The sequence below is a fragment of the Azospirillum aestuarii genome (genome assembly GCF_016632405.1).
GTDB lineage: Bacteria > Pseudomonadota > Alphaproteobacteria > Azospirillales > Azospirillaceae > Azospirillum > Azospirillum aestuarii.
This window is the reverse complement of record NZ_JAEPIV010000011.1, coordinates 95,234-110,768: the sequence shown is the minus strand read 5'-3', so window position 1 is coordinate 110,768 and position 15,535 is coordinate 95,234. Positions and strand designations below refer to the sequence as shown.

Below are 15,535 nucleotides of genomic sequence, written 5' to 3'. Positions count from 1 at the left end.
CCCAGAGGGGAGAGGGTTAAGGATGTCGAATGCGATCGCCCTGGAGTTGTTTGGGCGTTATTTCTGGGCGAGCACGCGGGCGGTGATCTGGCGCTGCGCCTCGTCCATGGCGGTCTGCGGGGCGACGCCGCCCTGGAGCACCTTGAGGAGCTGCTGGACGATGATCTGCTGGATCTCCGGCGCCTTGGTCTCAAGCCCCTGCGGCAGGGCGGGGACGCTGTTCGGGGTCTGCGCGTCGTAGACCTTCAGCCAGGGCATGGCCTGAAGCTCCTCCGGCGTGCGCTCCACCGTCGTGGCGACGTTGGCGGCACCCAGCAGGGTCTGGAGTTCCTGCTGCTGCTGGGGCTGGAGCGCCCATTGCAGGAACTTGCCGGCGGCGTCCTTCACCTTGGTGTTGGCGTTGATGGTCACCGGAGCCAGGATCATGCCCTGCTCCTTGTGCGGGAAGGGCGACGGGGCGGCGGCGATGGGGTGCGCCTTGCCCTGCGAGGTCAGGATGGTGGCGACGCCGCCGTTGTCGATCTCCATGGCGACTTTGCCTTCCCAGAACATCCGCCGGTAGGTGGCGGCGTCGGTGCCCTTGGGGATCATGCCGGCGTCGTAGACGGTCTTGTAGGCGGCGACACCCGCCACGACCTCCGGGCTGTTGAAGGTCGGGGTGCCGTCCGGCTTGGACCAGCGCCCACCGAAGCCGTAGACGAAGTTGGTCAGGTCGTACCAGACGCCGCCGCGCTCGGCCATCGTGGCGCGGAAGGCGAAGCCGTAGTTGCCGTCCTTCGTCGCCTCCTTGCCGAGCTTCACGAACTCCTCGAAGGTCTTGGGCGGCGTGCCGTTGGGCAGCAGCGCGGCGTTGTAGACCATCGCGTAGTTGGCGGTGTCGAAGGCGAAGCCGTAGCGCTTGCCCTCGACCTTCATGTACTGGTCGGCGGCGGTGAATTTGTGGGCGCCGTCCTTCACGATGTCGTCGATCGGCAGGACCGACTTGGCGGCCACCGCGGCGTAGAACTCCGGCAGGTCGAAGCGGATCACGTCGGGGCCGCCGTTGCCGCCCATCTGCGTGAAGATGGTGGTGGCGAAGGAGGAGAAGGGGATGGTGACCGGCTTCACCTCGATGTCCGCTTGGGACTGGTTGAACTTCTCCACCCAGGCCTTCAGCCGGTCGCCGCGGCCGACCTCGGCGAAGTGGGACGCAGCGAAGGTCACCACCGTCTTTCCGGATGACTGGGCCAGGGCGACCGACGCGGTGCCCAGCGCCAGGGCGGCGGCCAGCCCGCCGGCCAGGATGGGGGTGATGCCCGTGATTGCGCTCAGAAACGGCTTCATGCTGCGTCCTCCTCTGAATTTGTTCGTTTACTGTCTTTTTTGGTTGGTTTGGCCCGCAATCCCGGAACCATACCAGAGTATGCGGGCCGGTGGTCGGGGTTCAGTGCCGGCCCAACGCTCCGTCGACCCGGCGCCACAGCCCCAGCGGGTTGCCGTCGCGCAGGGATTCCGGCAGCAGGCCGGCCGGGATGTCCTGGTAGCAGACGGGCCGCAGGAACCGCTCGATGGCCGCCGTGCCGACCGAGGTCGTGCGGCTGTCGGATGTGGCCGGGAAGGGGCCGCCATGCACCATGGCGTGGCAGACCTCGACGCCCGTCGGCCAGCCGTTCGCCAGGATGCGGCCGGCCTTGCGCTCCAGCGTCGGCAGCAGCGCCGCCGCCGCTCCGGCGTCGGCCGCGTCCATCTGCAAGGTCGCGGTGAGCTGGCCGTCCAGCCGCTCCGCCACGGCGCGCAAGGACTCCAGATCCGGGCAGCGGATGAGCAGCGAGGCGGAGCCGAACACCTCCTCCCGCAGGGACGGGTCGTCGAGGAAGGCGTCGGCGGTCGTGGCGAACAGCGCCGCCCGGCATTGGTTGGGGCCGTCGCCGTCCAGCCCGCGGGCCAGCGTCGCCACGAGGGCGTTGTCGGCCAGCGCCGCCACCCCGGCGTCGAAGGCGGCGTGGATGCCCGGCGTCAGCATGGTCGGCGCCGCGCTGCCGCCCAGCGCCTCAACGGCGGCCGCGACGAAGCGGTCGAGGTCCGGCCCGTCCACCGCCAGCAGGATTCCGGGGTTGGTGCAGAACTGCCCGGCGCCCAGCGTCAGCGAGGCGACGAAGCCCCGGCCCAGCGCCTCCGCCCGCGCGGCGAGCGCCGCGGGCAGCAGGAAAGCCGGGTTGATGCTGCTCATCTCCGCGTAGACGGGGATCGGTTCCGGGCGCTTGGCCGCCACCTCCATCAGCGCCACGCCGCCGCGGCGCGAGCCGGTGAAGCCGACCGCCTTGATGCGCGGGTCGGCGACCAGCGCCGTGCCCACCGACGTGCCGGCGCCGAAGATCAGCGAGAAGACGCCCTCCGGCAGGCCGCATTCCGCGACGGCGGCCTGGACGGCGCGGCCGACCAGCTCCGACGTGCCGGGATGGGCGGAGTGGGCCTTGACCACCACCGGGCAGCCGGCGGCGAAGGCGGACGCGGTGTCTCCCCCGGCCACCGAGAAGGCCAGCGGGAAGTTGCTGGCGCCGAACACCGCGACGGGGCCGAGCGGGATGCGGCGCTGGCGCAGGTCGGGGCGGGGCAGGGGCGCGCGTTCCGGCAGGGCCGGGTCGATGCGGGCGCCGATCCAGCTTCCCTCCCGCACCACCGCGGCGAAGAGGCGGAGCTGGCCGACGGTGCGCCCCCGCTCCCCCTCCAGCCGGGCGCGCGGCAGGCCGCTTTCGGCCACGGCGCGGACGATCAGCTCGTCGCCGAGGTCGAGGATGTTGCGGGCGACCGCCTCCAGGAAGACGGCGCGGTCCTCCGGTGCGGTCTCGCGGAAGCGGTCGAAGGCGTCCCAGGCAAGCTGGCAGGCGCGGTCAACCTCCGCCGCCCCGCCGCCGCCGAAGGCGGGGTCCAGGGCCGCCCCGGTGGACGGGTCGATGGCGCGGATCTCGCCGTTGCGGCCGCGGTGGCTCTCGACGCCGATCAGCATCATGCCGGTGAGGGTCACGGGCGGGTCCTTTCTTGTTCTCGGTGCGGCATCAGCCGAGCAGGCCGCGGCCCGCAAGGTTCCGCATCAGCGCGGCGGCGCCGAAGTCCCAGGGCGCGCAGTCGGCGCAATGGCGGACCCGGTTGGTCAGGCTGCCCAGCGCCGGGGCGGTGATGGTCACCACGTCGTCCAGCTTGTGGGTGAAGCCCTCGCCCGGACGGTCGCGGTCCTCGACGGGCGCGAACATGGTGCCGAGCAGCAGCACGAAGCCGTCCGGATACTGGTGGTTCTCGCCGATGGTGGCCTCCACCAACTCCACCGGGTCGCGGCTGATCTGCGACATGGAGCTGGAGCCCTCCAGCCGGAAGCCGTCGCTGCCCTCGACCACCAGCCCAAGCTCGGCGCTGCGCACGCCGTCGAGCGTGAAGCGGCCGTCGAACAGGCGGATGAACGGGCCGATGGAGCCGCTGGCGTTGTTGTCTTTTGCCTTGCCGAGCAGCAGGGCGGAGCGCCCCTCGACGTCGCGCAGGTTCATGTCGTTGCCGAGCGTGGCGCCGACGATGTCCCCGCGGCTGGAGGCCAGGACGGCGATTTCCGGCTCCGGGTTGTTCCACACCGAGCTGGGCGGGATGCCGACATGGGCGCCGGTGCCGACCGCCGACATCGGCTGGCCCTTGGTGAAGATTTCGGCGTCGGGGCCGATGCCGACCTCAAGATACTGCGACCACACCCCGCGGGCGATCAGCGCCTTCTTGACCTCCATGGCCTCCGGCGAGCCGGGCTTCAGGCTGGACAGGTCGCGCCCGATCAGCGCGTCGATGTCGGCGCGGATCGCCAGCGCCTTTTCCGGGGCGCCGCGCGCCTGCTCCTCGATGACGCGCTCCAGCAGGCTGACCACGAAGGTCACGCCGGACGCCTTCACCGCCTGAAGGTCGATGGGGGCCAGCAGCCAGGGCCGCTCCGGGTCGCGCCGGTCCTCGTCGGAGTTGGCGAGGATGGCGGCGGCGGTGCCGATCCACTCACCGGGGATGTCGCGGGCGAGATCCGCGGCGGCGCCGGTCTCCACCAGATCGCGCACGGTGGGCGCGTCGCGGCTGGTGATGTCGAAGACGTCCCGGCCGCGCACGGCGATGACCGAGGGGCCGACGCCGGGCCGCCATGCGCGCCCGACCAGAAGCGCGCCCTCGTCCGCCGGCAGGGCGGCGGCGGGGTCGAGGGGAAGGGGTCGCTTGCTCATGGTTTCCGCTCCTCTTGCTTGCGCCGGGTCGTTACTTGCGCCGGAAGACCGGGCTGCGCTTTTCCTTGAAGGCGGCGCGCCCCTCGGCGGCGTCCGCCGTGGCGAAACAGATGGTCTGCAGGTCGCGCTCGTACTCGATGGCCTTTTCCACCGGCATGGTGTGGGCGGCCTTCAGGTTCAGCTTCGCCGTCTCCGCCGCGATGGGGGCGCGGCTGGCGACGATGGCGGCGATCTCCTGCGCGCGGGCGAGCAGCCGGTCGGCGGGCACCACTTCGCTGACGAGACCCCAGGCCAGCGCCTTGTCCGCCGGGATCGGGTCGCCGGTCAGGATCATCATCGCGGCGTTGGAGGTGCCGATGGAGTGCGAGAGGAAGGCCGCCACGCCGCCGCCACCGATCCAGCCGAGCTTGATCTCCGGCGCGCCGAACTGGGCGTTCTCCGACGCGATGCGGATGTCGCAGCTCATCGCCGTCTCCAGCCCGCCGCCGAAGGCGTAGCCGTTGACCGCGGCGATGCTGGGCTTGCGCAAGCCGCGGATGGCGTCGCAATAGTCCTCGCGGTTGCGGAAGTTCCAGGCGGTGTCGTAGCGGTCCAGCTCGCGGATGTCGGAGCCGCAGCAGAAGGCGCGCGGCCCGGCGCCGGTCAGCACGACGCAGCGGATGTCGTCGTCCGCGTTGCAGCGGGCGACGGCGGCGACCAGCTCCGCGGCCATCTCCGGGGTCACCGCGTTCAGCTTCTGCGGGCGGTCGAGCGTGATGGTGGCGACGAAGCCGTCCACCGTGACGGTGACCGCGCCAAGCGCCGGATCGGGGGTGTTGAGCGAGTCCATGGAATGGGCCTTATCGTTCAGCGCCAGCAACAGGGCGGCTGGCGGCGTAGCGGTGTTGCAGACGGTCGAGCAAGGCGGCGTGCGGCGTGCCATCGGCCAGCGCGTCGCGGATCATCGCGGCGGCTTCGGCCTGGAAGGCGATGTAGCCGGCGTGGCGCGGACGGACATAGGCGGCCTCCAGCGTCGCGGCGGTGCTGCGGTAGAAGCCGCCCCAGCGGGCGTTCACCGCCTCGTCCGCCCAGGCGTCGCGGCGGCTCGGCTGGCCGTCGTGGGCTGGGATGAAGCTCCGCTGCGCCTCGGCGCCGAGCAGCCAGCGCAGATGGTCGAGCAGGGCGGGCGTCACCTCGCAGCGCACGGAGACGCCGATGCCGGTGCCGCCCAGCGTCGAGCCGGGACGCCCGTCCGCTGTGGCGCGTGGCGCGTCGGCGAAGGTGACTGGCTTGTCCCCCGCCACCGTCGGGGCGGCGTAGTTGACGTAACCGTAGACCAGCGGGCAGAGCGCCACGTCATCGGTGCGGGCCATGTGGCCGAGCAGCCCGATGGGGTTCAGCCCGCGCACCGCTGCCGGCATCCGCCCGGCCAGAGTCGCCATGAGGTCGAGCACCTGCGTCCCCACCTCGGCCGAGACCAGCCGTTCGGGATCGGCCACCGCGGGCGGATCGCCGAAGGCCGCCGCCATCGACAGGAAGGTCAGGCAGGCGTGCGGTCCGGCCAGCGACAGGGCGACCGGCGTCCGCTCGGACAGACTCGCCACCTCCGCCCAGGTGACGGGGATCGGCCCGTCCAGAAGGTCGGCGCGGCAGGCCGTGACCTGCGTCGCCGCGTCGAGCGGCAGGGCCCAATGCCGGTCGGCGAAGCGGTAGCTGGCGAAGCTCGGCCCGATGCTGTCGCGCTGCCAGCCGGCGAGGTCCTCGGCGGTGAACAGGTCCTCCAGCGGGATCAGGCCGCGGTCCGCGACGGCTTCCCCGACATGGGGATGGTCGAGGACGATCAGGTCGTAGCGGGCGCAGAGGTCGCCGATTGGATGGGCCTCGAAGCCTTCGAGCGGCTGCTTGTCCCAGTCGATCGCAAGCCCGTCGCGCCCCTCGTCCAGCCCGGCCGCCGCGGCGGCCAAGGCGTTGTAGCCGCGCGGGTGGTCCCAGGTCAGCGCGCGGTAGCGCATGCCCGAACCTCCTCTTCCTCCGCCTCCGGCTCGGTGGCGGCGACGACGCCGGCGGCCAGCAGGCGGTCGATGGCCTCGGCGGTGAAGCCGGCGGCCTCCAGCACCTCGCGGGTGTGCTCGCCGGTCAGGGGGGCGCCGCGCTCGACCTCCGACGGGGTCTTGGAGAAGCGGATGGGGAAGCCCGGCGTCTTGACGCGGCCCTCGGTCGGGTGGTCGTACTCGACGAAGGTGCCGTTGTGCTTGATCTGCGGGTCGTTCACGAGGTCGGCGTAGCCGTAGACCGGCCCGGCCCAGACCCCGGCGGCGTTGAACAGCTCCAGCCATTCCGCGGAGGTCCGGGCGGTCAGCCGGGCGCGGGTCTTGGCGAAGATCTCGTCGCGGCGCGACCAACTGTCGGTCTCGTCCTCCATGTCGAGGAAGGACGGCTCGCCGATCAGTTCGCCCAGCAGCTTCAGCGGCGGGAAGGCCACGATGATGAAGCCGTCACTGGTCGCGAAGGCGCCGTAGGGGGCGCGGATGTAAACGTGGGCGTGCGGCTCGGCGGAGCGGGTCTGCGGCTTGCCGCCGACCGTGAAGACCGACAGTTCCTGCATCTGGATCGTCGTGATGGCGTCCAGCATGTTGACCTGGACGAGCTGGCCCTCGCCGGTGCGCTCGCGGTGGAGCAGGGCGGCCAGCACGCCTTCGAAGGCGGTGTAGCCGGTGATCGCGTCCACCAGATACTGGCCGGCGGGGGTCGGGGCCTCGCCCTCGCGGCCCGCCGACAGCATGGCGCCGGACATGCCCTGCAACAGCAGGTCCTGGCCCGGACGCTGGACGTAGGGGCCGGTCTCGCCATAGCCGGAAATCGACAGGTAGATCAGGCGCGGGTTGATCGCCGACAGCGATTCATAGTCCACGCCCAGCCGCTTGGCGACGCCCGGCCGGTAGTTCTGAAGGAACACGTCGGCGGTCTTGACCAGCTCCATGAGCAGGGCCTTGCCCTCGGTGTTCTTCAGGTCGACGGCGAGCGAGCGCTTGTTCCGGTTCAGCGACAGGAAGGAGACGTTCACCTTGTTGCCGGTGATGCCGCCCGCCGCGGTGTGGCGCTGCCACTCCCCGGTCACCGGCTCCACCTTCACCACGTCGGCGCCGAGGTCGCCCAGGCGCTGCGCCGCCAGCGGGCCGGCCATGGCGATGGAGCAGTCGAGCACACGGTAACCGCTGAGGATGTTGCGTTTCTTGTCCATGATGTCCGGATCTTGTTGCCGTGGGTCCGCCGGCCATGGCGGAGGGATGGGGCGTAGGGATGGATTCGGTCAGCCGTTGGTCGCCGGAGCTTCGGTGAAGAAGGCGCGGTTCCAGACGGGGCTGATGAGGATTTCGTTGACGCAGACGTGGGGCGGCATCTCGGCCACGAAGCGGATGGTGCGGCCCAGATCCTCGGGCTGGAGCAGGCGCTCCATCTCCTCCGCCGGGGGCGGGGAGGGGCGCTGGCCCAGCAGGTCGGTCGCCACCTCGCCCGGCATGACCACGCAGGAGCGCAGGCCGTTGCGCCATTCCTCCATGTTCAGGCTGTGGCTCAGCGTCACCAGCGCCTGCTTGGTCGCGTTGTAGCCGGGGCCGCCGAGGACGAGCGCGTGCCGCCCGACCCAGGAGGACACGATGATGACGGTGCCGGACCGGCGCTCCCGCATCGCGGGCAGCACCGTCTGGATGGCGTGCATGGTGCCGTTGAGGTTGACGTCGATCAGCCGCCGCCAGCCCTCCGCCCCGACCGTGCTGAAACTGCGGTTGGGCAGGTTCATCCCGGCGCTGGCGACCAGCGTGTCGATTCGCCCGTGGCGGTCGAGGATCGCCGCCGCCACGCGCCGCACCGCCGCCTCGTCGGCCACGTCGAGGACCGCGGTCTCGGCCTTGCCGCCGGCGCCGCGGATGGACTCCGCCACGCGGTGGAGCGCGTCCTCGCGCCGTCCGGACAGGACGACGGTGGCGCCGCCCTGGGCCAGCGCCCGCGCGCCGGCTTCCCCGATTCCGCTGCCGCCGCCGGTGATCCAGGCGACGCTGTCCGCAAGAACGTTCATGTCTTGCCCGCTTCGTTGCTTGTCTTTGTTGCTTGCCCGCCGGCGGCCGTCGGGCCGCCGCGGTGGTCCTCCCCGCGGCCCCCGGATCGTCCGCCTTCGCGTCCGTTCCGAGTGACCGCTAACGTGACCGGTAACATGATTGGTTGGGGCAATCAAGCATCTTTCGTGAGCGTTAGCGTTATCGCTCACGTGACCGCTAACATGAAAAGCGCTATGGTTTCGGAAACGGCGCCGCGCCCGGCTTGCAACGGAGGGCGCGGCCATGCACAAGAAGGCGGCCGGTTCGTGTCCGAAGGCGGGCCGGCGGAGGCAGGAAAGAGGTCATCCCAGGTGTCGGACGAAGGACAGCTTTCGCTCAGGAAGGCGGATTCACGGCGGCGCTCCGCGACCCGCGCGGTGACGATGGCCGATGTGGCGCAGGCCGCCGGAGTCTCGACGCAGACGGTGTCGCGCGCCTTGCGCGATCCGCGCAGCGTCGGTCCCGACACGCTCGCCCGCATCGAGGAAGCGGTGCGCGAGACCCGCTACGTGCAGAATTTCGCGGCGAGCCACCTCGCTTCCAACCGCAGCATGACGGTGGCGGCGATCATCCCGACCATTTCCGCCTCGATTTTCGCGGAGACCATCCAGGGCCTGACCGACGTCCTGTTGCCGGAGGGCTATCAGGTCTTCCTCGGCCACACCGACTACATGGCCGGGCGGGAGGAGTCGCTGGTCCGCAGCTTCAGCGGGCGGCGCCCCGACGGCTTCTTCATCATCGGCACCCGCCACACCCAGGAAACCACCGCCCTCCTGAAGCGCACCGGTGTGCCGGTGGTCGAAAGCTGGAGTTGGACGAACCGCCCCGTCGACATGCTGGTCGGCTTCTCCAACCACGCCGCCCTGATGAGCGTGGTCGATCATCTGGTGGGGCGCGGTTACCGCCGGCTGGCCTTCACGGGCGTCATGAAGCCGGGCGACCACCGCGCCAAGGAGCGTCTGAAGGGCTTCCAGGACGCCCACGAGCGTCATTTCCCGGGCGTGACGCCGCGCGTCGTCACCGTTACCAGCGGACCGATGGTGATGGCGACCGGCGTAGAGCTGCTGAAGCTGGTTCGGGAGCAGCATCCCGACACCGACGCGGTGGTGTTCGTCAGCGACGTGCTGGCCTCCGGCGCCCTGCTGGCCTGCGCCGGCATGGGAATCTCGGTGCCGAAGGATCTGGCCATCACCGGCTTCGGCAACTACGACATCGCCGGGCAACTGACGCCGGGCCTGACCACCATCGCCATCGCCAGCCGCAGGATCGGCACGGAATCCGCCAACCTCCTGCTTCGGCGGATGCAGGGCGGCGATGTGGAGAACCGCACCCAGGATGTGGGGTTCGAGCTTCTGGTGCGGGGCAGCGCCTGAGCCTGTCGGCGCGGCGGTCAATCCTTCTCCCGCCTCTCACGCCCGCATGCGGGCGCTGATGTCGCCAGTGAAATTCCCCTAGAGAAATCACGGACATAAAGACGCGAACGATCACCGGGACGGTGACGTTGCCCCCTTGCGCAATCCGCCGCCCGATGCTTAGAATGAAAATCATTCGCATTCAGGCGATCAGCTCAGATGTTCGGCTTTTTTGAAACGGACAGGGTGCCGGTCGCTGACGCTACGCCACATATACACCCTTTGGTAGAGGAACTGGCTCAATGTCTCAATCTTGCGGCAAGGACGCTCTGCGCCTGACCGTCCGCCGCCGCGGCGCCGCGCATGACGTCTTCGCACCGGGTCTGCGCCCGGTCGCCATGGCCGTTTGCTTTGCCAGCGCCGTCCTCGCGGGTGGCCTTCCCTTCGCCCCGGCCGCGCAGGCCCAGACGGCGGCGGCCCGTACGGTCGACGCCAACGTGCCGCCGGGCCCTCTGGACGCTGCGCTGCGCAGCTTCGCCGCCCAGGCCGGGGTGAGCGTCGCCATGGACCCGGCGCAGGTCCGGGGCAAGACCTCCCAGGGTCTGCGCGGAACGACGACGGTCGAGGACGGCTTCCGCCGCCTGCTGGACGGCAGCGGTTATCAGATCGCGGGCACGTCCTCGGGGTACGGCCTCGTCGCGCAAGGGTCGACGCCGGTCGTGAGCGCCCCGGCCGGGGCGACGGTGCTGCCCTCCGTTCAGGTTTCCGCCAGCGCCGGCGCGCTGCCGGGCGAACCGCCGCCGCCCTACGCCGGCGGTCAGGTGGCGCGCGGCGGGACGCTGGGCCTGCTGGGCACCAGGAACACGCTGGACACGCCGTTCAGCACGACCAACTACACCTCCGAACTGATCGAGAACCAGCAGGCGCGCACGGCGGCGGACACGCTGGTCAACGATTCGTCGGTGCGCACGACCACCGGCGGCAACGGATTCGACGACACGTTCCAGATCCGCGGCTTCGCCGTTCCGTCCGGCGACGTCGGCTTCAACGGCATGTATGGGCTGGTGTCCTCCAACCGCGTGCCGTCGCAGATCATCGAGCGGATCGAGCTGCTGAAGGGGCCGGGCGCGCTGATGAATGGCATCGCCCCCGGCGGCAGCATCGGCGGCGGCATCAACATCCTCAGCAAGCGGGCCGGCGACCAGCCGCTGACCCGCGTGACCGGGCTCTACCAGAGTGATGCCAATTTCGGCGTCCATGTCGACACCGGGCGCCGCTTCGGCGAGAACAACGCCTGGGGCGTGCGCTTCAACGGCCTGCTGCGCGGCGGCGAAGCCTCGATCGAGGACGGCGACGTGAAGACCGGCCTCGGCTCGCTGGCGGTGGATTACCGGGGCGAGCGGCTGCGCTGGTCGCTCGACGGCATCATCCAGCGTGACGACACCGACAATTTCCGCCCGCAGATCAGCATCCTGTCCACGACGACGGCCATCCCGTCGCCGCCCGACGCGCGGAGCAACTGGTACCCGAACACGACGCTGGTCCAGAAGGACAAGACCATCGCCTCGAACATCGAGTTCGACGTGACGGACTGGCTGACCGCCTACGCCGGCATCGGCTACCGGGACGGCACGAACGATCAGGTGTTCCCGCAGTCCAACCCCGCCGTGAACGCGCTCGGCAACTTCACGGTCCGCAACTCCTACTACGACTCCTACAGCGAGACGGTCAGCGGCACGGCCGGTGCGCGCCTGCGCTTCGAGACGGGTCCCGTCCGCCATCAGGTCAACATCGGCTACACCGGCTTCCAGCGGGAGGAGGGCAACGCCTACATCCAGGCCGCCGGCTCGGCCCCGTCAAACATCTACAACCCGGCGCCGCTGCCCGTCATCACCGCGCCGCGCACCGACCCGCGCAAGTCGGCCGAGACGACGCTGAGCAGCATCGCCATCGCCGACACGCTGTCTTTCGTCAATGACCGCGTCCTGCTGACGCTCGGCGTGCGCGACCAGACGGTGAAGGTGAAGGGCTACAGCACCACGACCGGCGCGCAGACCAGCAACTACGACGCCAGCGCCACGACGCCGCTCGCCGGTCTGGTCGTCAAGCCGCTGGAGAATGTCGCGGTCTACGGCAACTACGCCGAGGGCCTGTCGCGCGGCACCATCGTCGGCGCCGGCTACGCCAACACCGGCGCGGTGCTCGAACCCTACAAGTCGAAGCAGCTCGAAGGCGGCGTCAAGGTCGATTGGGGGACCATCACCACGACCGCCGCGGTCTTCCAGATCACCCGCCCCAGCTCGATCCGCACCGCGTCCAACGAGCTGGCCTATGACGGCGAGCAGCGCAACCGTGGCCTGGAGCTGTCCGCCTACGGCGAGATCCTGCCCGGCTTGCGCGCCATGGCCAGCGCGACCTTCCTGAAGCCGGAGCTGACGAAGACCGCCGTCGCCTCGGAAGAGGGCAACGACGCCGCCGGCGTGCCGGACAAGAGCTTCTCCGCCAGCCTGGATTGGGACACCCCGTGGGTCGAGGGTCTCGCCCTCAACGGGCGCGTGATCCACACGTCCGGCTCCTACCTGACCAACGCCAACACGCTGCGTTTCGACGGCTGGACCCGCTTCGACATCGGTGCCCGCTACAACACCGACGTGTCGGGCAAGCCGGTCGTGCTGCGCGCCAGCGTCGAGAACCTTTTCGACAAGGAGTACTGGCTGACCACTGGCACCTACGTGACCGTCGGTTCGCCGCGCACCGTGCTGCTGTCCGCCACCGTCGACTTCTGATCCCTCACGCCCCTTTTGGATTTCGTCATGAACAAACTGTCGCTTGCCCTCATCGCCGCGCTGGGCTTCGCCATGCCTGCCCAGGCCCACCAGATCTGGATCGAGCAGCCCGAGCAGGGCAACGCCACGATCCGCTTCGGGGAGTTCGGCGAGAACCTGCGCGAGGTCTCGCCCGGCCTGCTCGACAAGTTCGGCAAGCCGGCCGGCACCCTCCTCTCCGCCAAGGGGGAGCGGAAGGCCGAGGCCGCCAAGACCGCGGACGGCTTCGCGCTGCCCTTCAAGGCCGCCAACGGCGAGAGCATCGTCGCCGAGGACACGCTCTACCCGCTCTACAGCTGGAAGCAGGGCGACAAGGAAACCACCAACTGGTTCCACCCCGCCGCGCGCCTGATCACCGGCTTCGCCGAGCAGGCGCCGAAGCTGACGCTGGATCTGGTGCCCACCGGCAAGCCCGGCCAGTTCAAGCTGGTCTTCCAGGGCCAGCCCAAGGCCAAGACCAAGGTGATGCTGGTCACCCAGTCCGGCTGGGCCAAGGAGGAGCACAGCGACGAGCAGGGTCTGGTCACCTTCGACCTGCCGTGGAAGGGCACCTACGTGGCCGAGGTCAGCCTGAACGAGCGCACCCCCGGCGAGCGCCAGGGCGCCAACGGCGCCGAGAAGTATGACGGCGTCAGCTACGTCACCACGGTGACCTACGTCCACCCCGACGGTTTGGCGCCGGTCCCCGCCGGCCCGGCGGCGACGCCCAACAAATGACCTCCGTGGCCGGACGGGTCCGTTCCGCTGGACCGCTTGTCTCGCGCATAGCCGCCGCCCTGTTCGGCGGCTATGCGCTGGCCGCGCTCGCCAGCGTGGCGGTGCTGGCGCTTCCCATGAGCACGCCGCAGGCGGTGCTCACCGGCCAGTTGGCGAGCTTCGTCATCTACGCCGCCGCCGTGATCTGGGTCTTCGCGGTCCGCAGCGCGCTGCGCGCCTGGGCGGGCCTTCTTGTCGTGGCCGCGCCGCTGCTTCTGTCGGCGTGGTCGGTCTGGTGATGGGGAGCCGAGCGTGAAGACGGATCAGCAAGCGCGCCCCGACGGCCGCGGCCTCCGCCAGAGCATGTCCGACCTGCACACGTGGGTCGGGCTGCTTCTCGGCTGGGTGCTCTACGCGATGTTCCTCACCGGGACGGTGTCCTATTTCAAGGACGAGCTGTCGCAATGGATGCGTCCCGAACTGCCGGCGCAGAGCGGGGTGCCGGATCAGGCCGTAGTCGCCCAGCGGGTGGCCGACGAACTCGTCGCCCTCGTGCCGAGCAGCCCGCAATGGAGCCTGCGCCTGCCGGACGCCCGCAACAACAGCGTCTACGCCTTCTGGCGCACCGCCGGGGCGGCTCCCGGCCAGCGCGGCTTCGGCGAGGGCAATTTCGACCCGGCGACCGGGCAGACGGTGTCGTCGCGCGCGACGCTGGGCGGCGACTTCTTCTACCGCTTCCATTTCCAGTTCCATTACATGCCGGTGGTGTGGGGGCGCTGGATCGCCGGCATCGCGGCCATGTTCATGCTGGTGGCCATCGTCAGCGGGGTCATCACCCACAAGAAGATCTTCGTCGATTTCTTCACCTTCCGCTGGGGCAAGGGGCAGCGCTCCTGGCTCGACGCGCACAACGCGCTGTCGGTGTTCGGGCTGCCGTTCCACGCCATGATCACCTACACCGGGCTGGTGACTCTGATGGCGCTCTACATGCCCTGGGGCCAGCAGGCGGGGATCAAGACCGCGGCGGACCGCCAGCAGCTCAACGCCGAACTCAGCGCCTTCATCCAGCCGGGCAAGCCCAGCGGCGAGGCGGCCCCGCTTGCCTCGATCGAGGAGATGGTTCGCCACGCCCAGGAGCGTTGGGGCCGCGACGGCGTCGGGCGGGTCACCGCCACGCATCCGGGCGACGCGGCGGCGCGGGTTGCGGTGGCGCGCGGCGACGGCGGGCGCGTCTCGATGAGCCCGCAATATCTGGAGTTCGAAGGCACCACCGGCAAACTGCTGGCCGTCCATGAAGGGGTGGGACCGGCGGCGGAGACCCGCGGCGTGCTCTACGCCCTGCATCTGGGGCGTTTCAGCGACTCGGTGACGCGCTGGCTCTATTTCCTCGTCAGCCTTGCCGGCACCGCCATGGTGGGCACCGGTCTGGTGATGTGGACGGTGAAGCGCCGGCAGAAGCTGCCCGATCCGGCCCGGCCCTACATCGGCTTCCACGTCGTGGAGCGGCTGAACATCGCCAGCATCGCCGGCCTGTCGGTCGCCATGGCGGCCTTCCTGTGGGCGAACCGCCTGCTGCCGGAGACCCTGGCGGACCGCGCCAACTGGGAGATCCACAGCTTCTTTATCGTCTGGGCGCTGACGCTGCTGCATGGCGTGCTGCGTCCCGCGAAGAAGGCCTGGGTCGAGCAGCTGTGGCTGGCCACCGCGCTGCTGGCGCTGCTGCCCGTGCTCAACGCCGCGACCACGCACCGACCGTTCTGGCGCAGCCTGGCCGAAGGGGACTGGGTGTTCATCGGCATGGACCTGATGTGCTGGGCACTGGCGGCGCTTCACGCCGTGCTGGCGGTCCGCACGCTCCGCCACCAGCCCAAGACTCGGGCCGCCCGCAAGCCGGCCCGCGAAACCGTCAATAAGCCGGCCGGCGGCGCCGTCCTGCGCGAGGGATGAGCATGATCCATCTGTCGTCTTTCATCCTGTGCCTGACGGGCTTCGCCGCGCTGGCCTTCGCGATGGACCGTCCGCAGCACGACCTGTTCGGACGGTCCCTGCCAGCCCCCGCGACGGTTGCTTTGCGCGTCGGCGGGGCGGCTTCCCTGCTGGGGGCGCTTGGCCTCCTCGTGACGTGGCAGGGCTGGGGACTCGGCCTCGTCATGTTCAGCGGCCACACCAGCCTGGGCGCCGGCCTCGTCCATGGCGCCCTGATCGTCCAAGGGCGGCGGGCTGCCCGCCCAAATTGAGGCTACGCCTTATTTTTGACCCATTTTGTCGCGACCGGGCAGTTTGCTCTTTCCGTGCGGGCGCGTTGGGAGGATGATTCTCCGCCGTATTCATCAGGTTCATCGTGCTTTTCGACGATTGCGCATCGTTTG

13 protein-coding genes are annotated in these 15,535 nt (G+C 70.0%); 6 read left to right on the top strand and 7 right to left on the bottom strand.

Features of this window, described 5'->3' with window-relative positions:
• Positions 1-57: 57 nt before the first annotated feature.
• The 7 genes from JJL56_RS19265 to JJL56_RS19235 all read right to left on the bottom strand — a co-directional run bounded on the left by JJL56_RS19265 (position 58) and on the right by JJL56_RS19235 (position 8,274).
• Positions 58-1,323: an ABC transporter substrate-binding protein gene (locus tag JJL56_RS19265; RefSeq protein WP_145627000.1), complete on the bottom strand. Its 1,266-nt coding sequence runs from the start codon at positions 1,321-1,323 to the stop codon at positions 58-60.
• Positions 1,324-1,423: 100 nt separating this feature from the next.
• A complete protein-coding gene (locus tag JJL56_RS19260; RefSeq protein ID WP_200485969.1) occupies positions 1,424-3,004 on the bottom strand; it encodes an aldehyde dehydrogenase family protein in 1,581 nt (526 codons plus the stop codon).
• A 31-nt stretch (positions 3,005-3,035) separates the two neighbouring features.
• Positions 3,036-4,220 carry a fumarylacetoacetate hydrolase family protein gene (locus tag JJL56_RS19255; RefSeq protein ID WP_200485968.1) on the bottom strand — a complete coding sequence of 395 codons (1,185 nt, stop codon included), beginning with the start codon at positions 4,218-4,220 and terminating at the stop codon, positions 3,036-3,038.
• Positions 4,221-4,251: 31 nt separating this feature from the next.
• On the bottom strand, positions 4,252-5,049 hold the full coding sequence (locus JJL56_RS19250) for an enoyl-CoA hydratase/isomerase family protein (protein WP_051140522.1): 798 nt from the start codon (positions 5,047-5,049) through the stop codon (positions 4,252-4,254).
• Positions 5,050-5,059: 10 nt separating this feature from the next.
• The gene (locus tag JJL56_RS19245) at positions 5,060-6,211 is read right to left on the bottom strand and encodes an ABC transporter substrate-binding protein (protein WP_200485967.1); all 1,152 of its coding nucleotides are present in this window, start codon (positions 6,209-6,211) and stop codon (positions 5,060-5,062) included.
• Positions 6,193-7,440: a CaiB/BaiF CoA transferase family protein gene (locus tag JJL56_RS19240; protein ID WP_200485966.1), complete on the bottom strand. Its 1,248-nt coding sequence runs from the start codon at positions 7,438-7,440 to the stop codon at positions 6,193-6,195. The genes JJL56_RS19245 and JJL56_RS19240 overlap by 19 nt, the downstream gene beginning before the upstream one ends.
• A 69-nt stretch (positions 7,441-7,509) precedes the next feature.
• Positions 7,510-8,274 (bottom strand): SDR family oxidoreductase, encoded by a 765-nt coding sequence (locus JJL56_RS19235; protein WP_200485965.1) that lies wholly within the window; start codon positions 8,272-8,274, stop codon positions 7,510-7,512.
• A 330-nt stretch (positions 8,275-8,604) separates the two neighbouring features.
• On the opposite strand from JJL56_RS19235, the gene JJL56_RS19230 reads away from it, so the two are divergent.
• The 6 genes from JJL56_RS19230 (at position 8,605) to JJL56_RS19205 (ending at position 15,403) form a co-directional block, all read left to right on the top strand.
• Entirely contained in the window at positions 8,605-9,666 is a 1,062-nt protein-coding gene (locus JJL56_RS19230) for a LacI family DNA-binding transcriptional regulator (protein WP_145627010.1), read from the top strand.
• 281 nt (positions 9,667-9,947) lie between these two features.
• On the top strand, positions 9,948-12,431 hold the full coding sequence (locus JJL56_RS19225; RefSeq protein WP_247891148.1) for a TonB-dependent receptor: 2,484 nt from the start codon (positions 9,948-9,950) through the stop codon (positions 12,429-12,431).
• A 27-nt stretch (positions 12,432-12,458) separates the two neighbouring features.
• Positions 12,459-13,187, top strand: a complete 729-nt coding sequence (locus tag JJL56_RS19220) for a cobalt ABC transporter substrate-binding protein (RefSeq protein WP_200485964.1) — start codon at positions 12,459-12,461, stop codon at positions 13,185-13,187.
• Positions 13,184-13,465 (top strand): DUF3649 domain-containing protein, encoded by a 282-nt coding sequence (locus JJL56_RS19215; protein WP_200485963.1) that lies wholly within the window; start codon positions 13,184-13,186, stop codon positions 13,463-13,465. Before JJL56_RS19220 ends, JJL56_RS19215 begins: the two co-directional genes overlap by 4 nt.
• Before the next feature lie 13 nt (positions 13,466-13,478).
• The gene (locus JJL56_RS19210) at positions 13,479-15,113 is read left to right on the top strand and encodes a PepSY-associated TM helix domain-containing protein (RefSeq protein WP_345772605.1); all 1,635 of its coding nucleotides are present in this window, start codon (positions 13,479-13,481) and stop codon (positions 15,111-15,113) included.
• A gap of 2 nt (positions 15,114-15,115) precedes the next feature.
• Positions 15,116-15,403 carry a DUF3325 domain-containing protein gene (locus tag JJL56_RS19205; protein WP_145627015.1) on the top strand — a complete coding sequence of 96 codons (288 nt, stop codon included), beginning with the start codon at positions 15,116-15,118 and terminating at the stop codon, positions 15,401-15,403.
• The last annotated feature ends 132 nt before the right edge of the window (positions 15,404-15,535 follow it).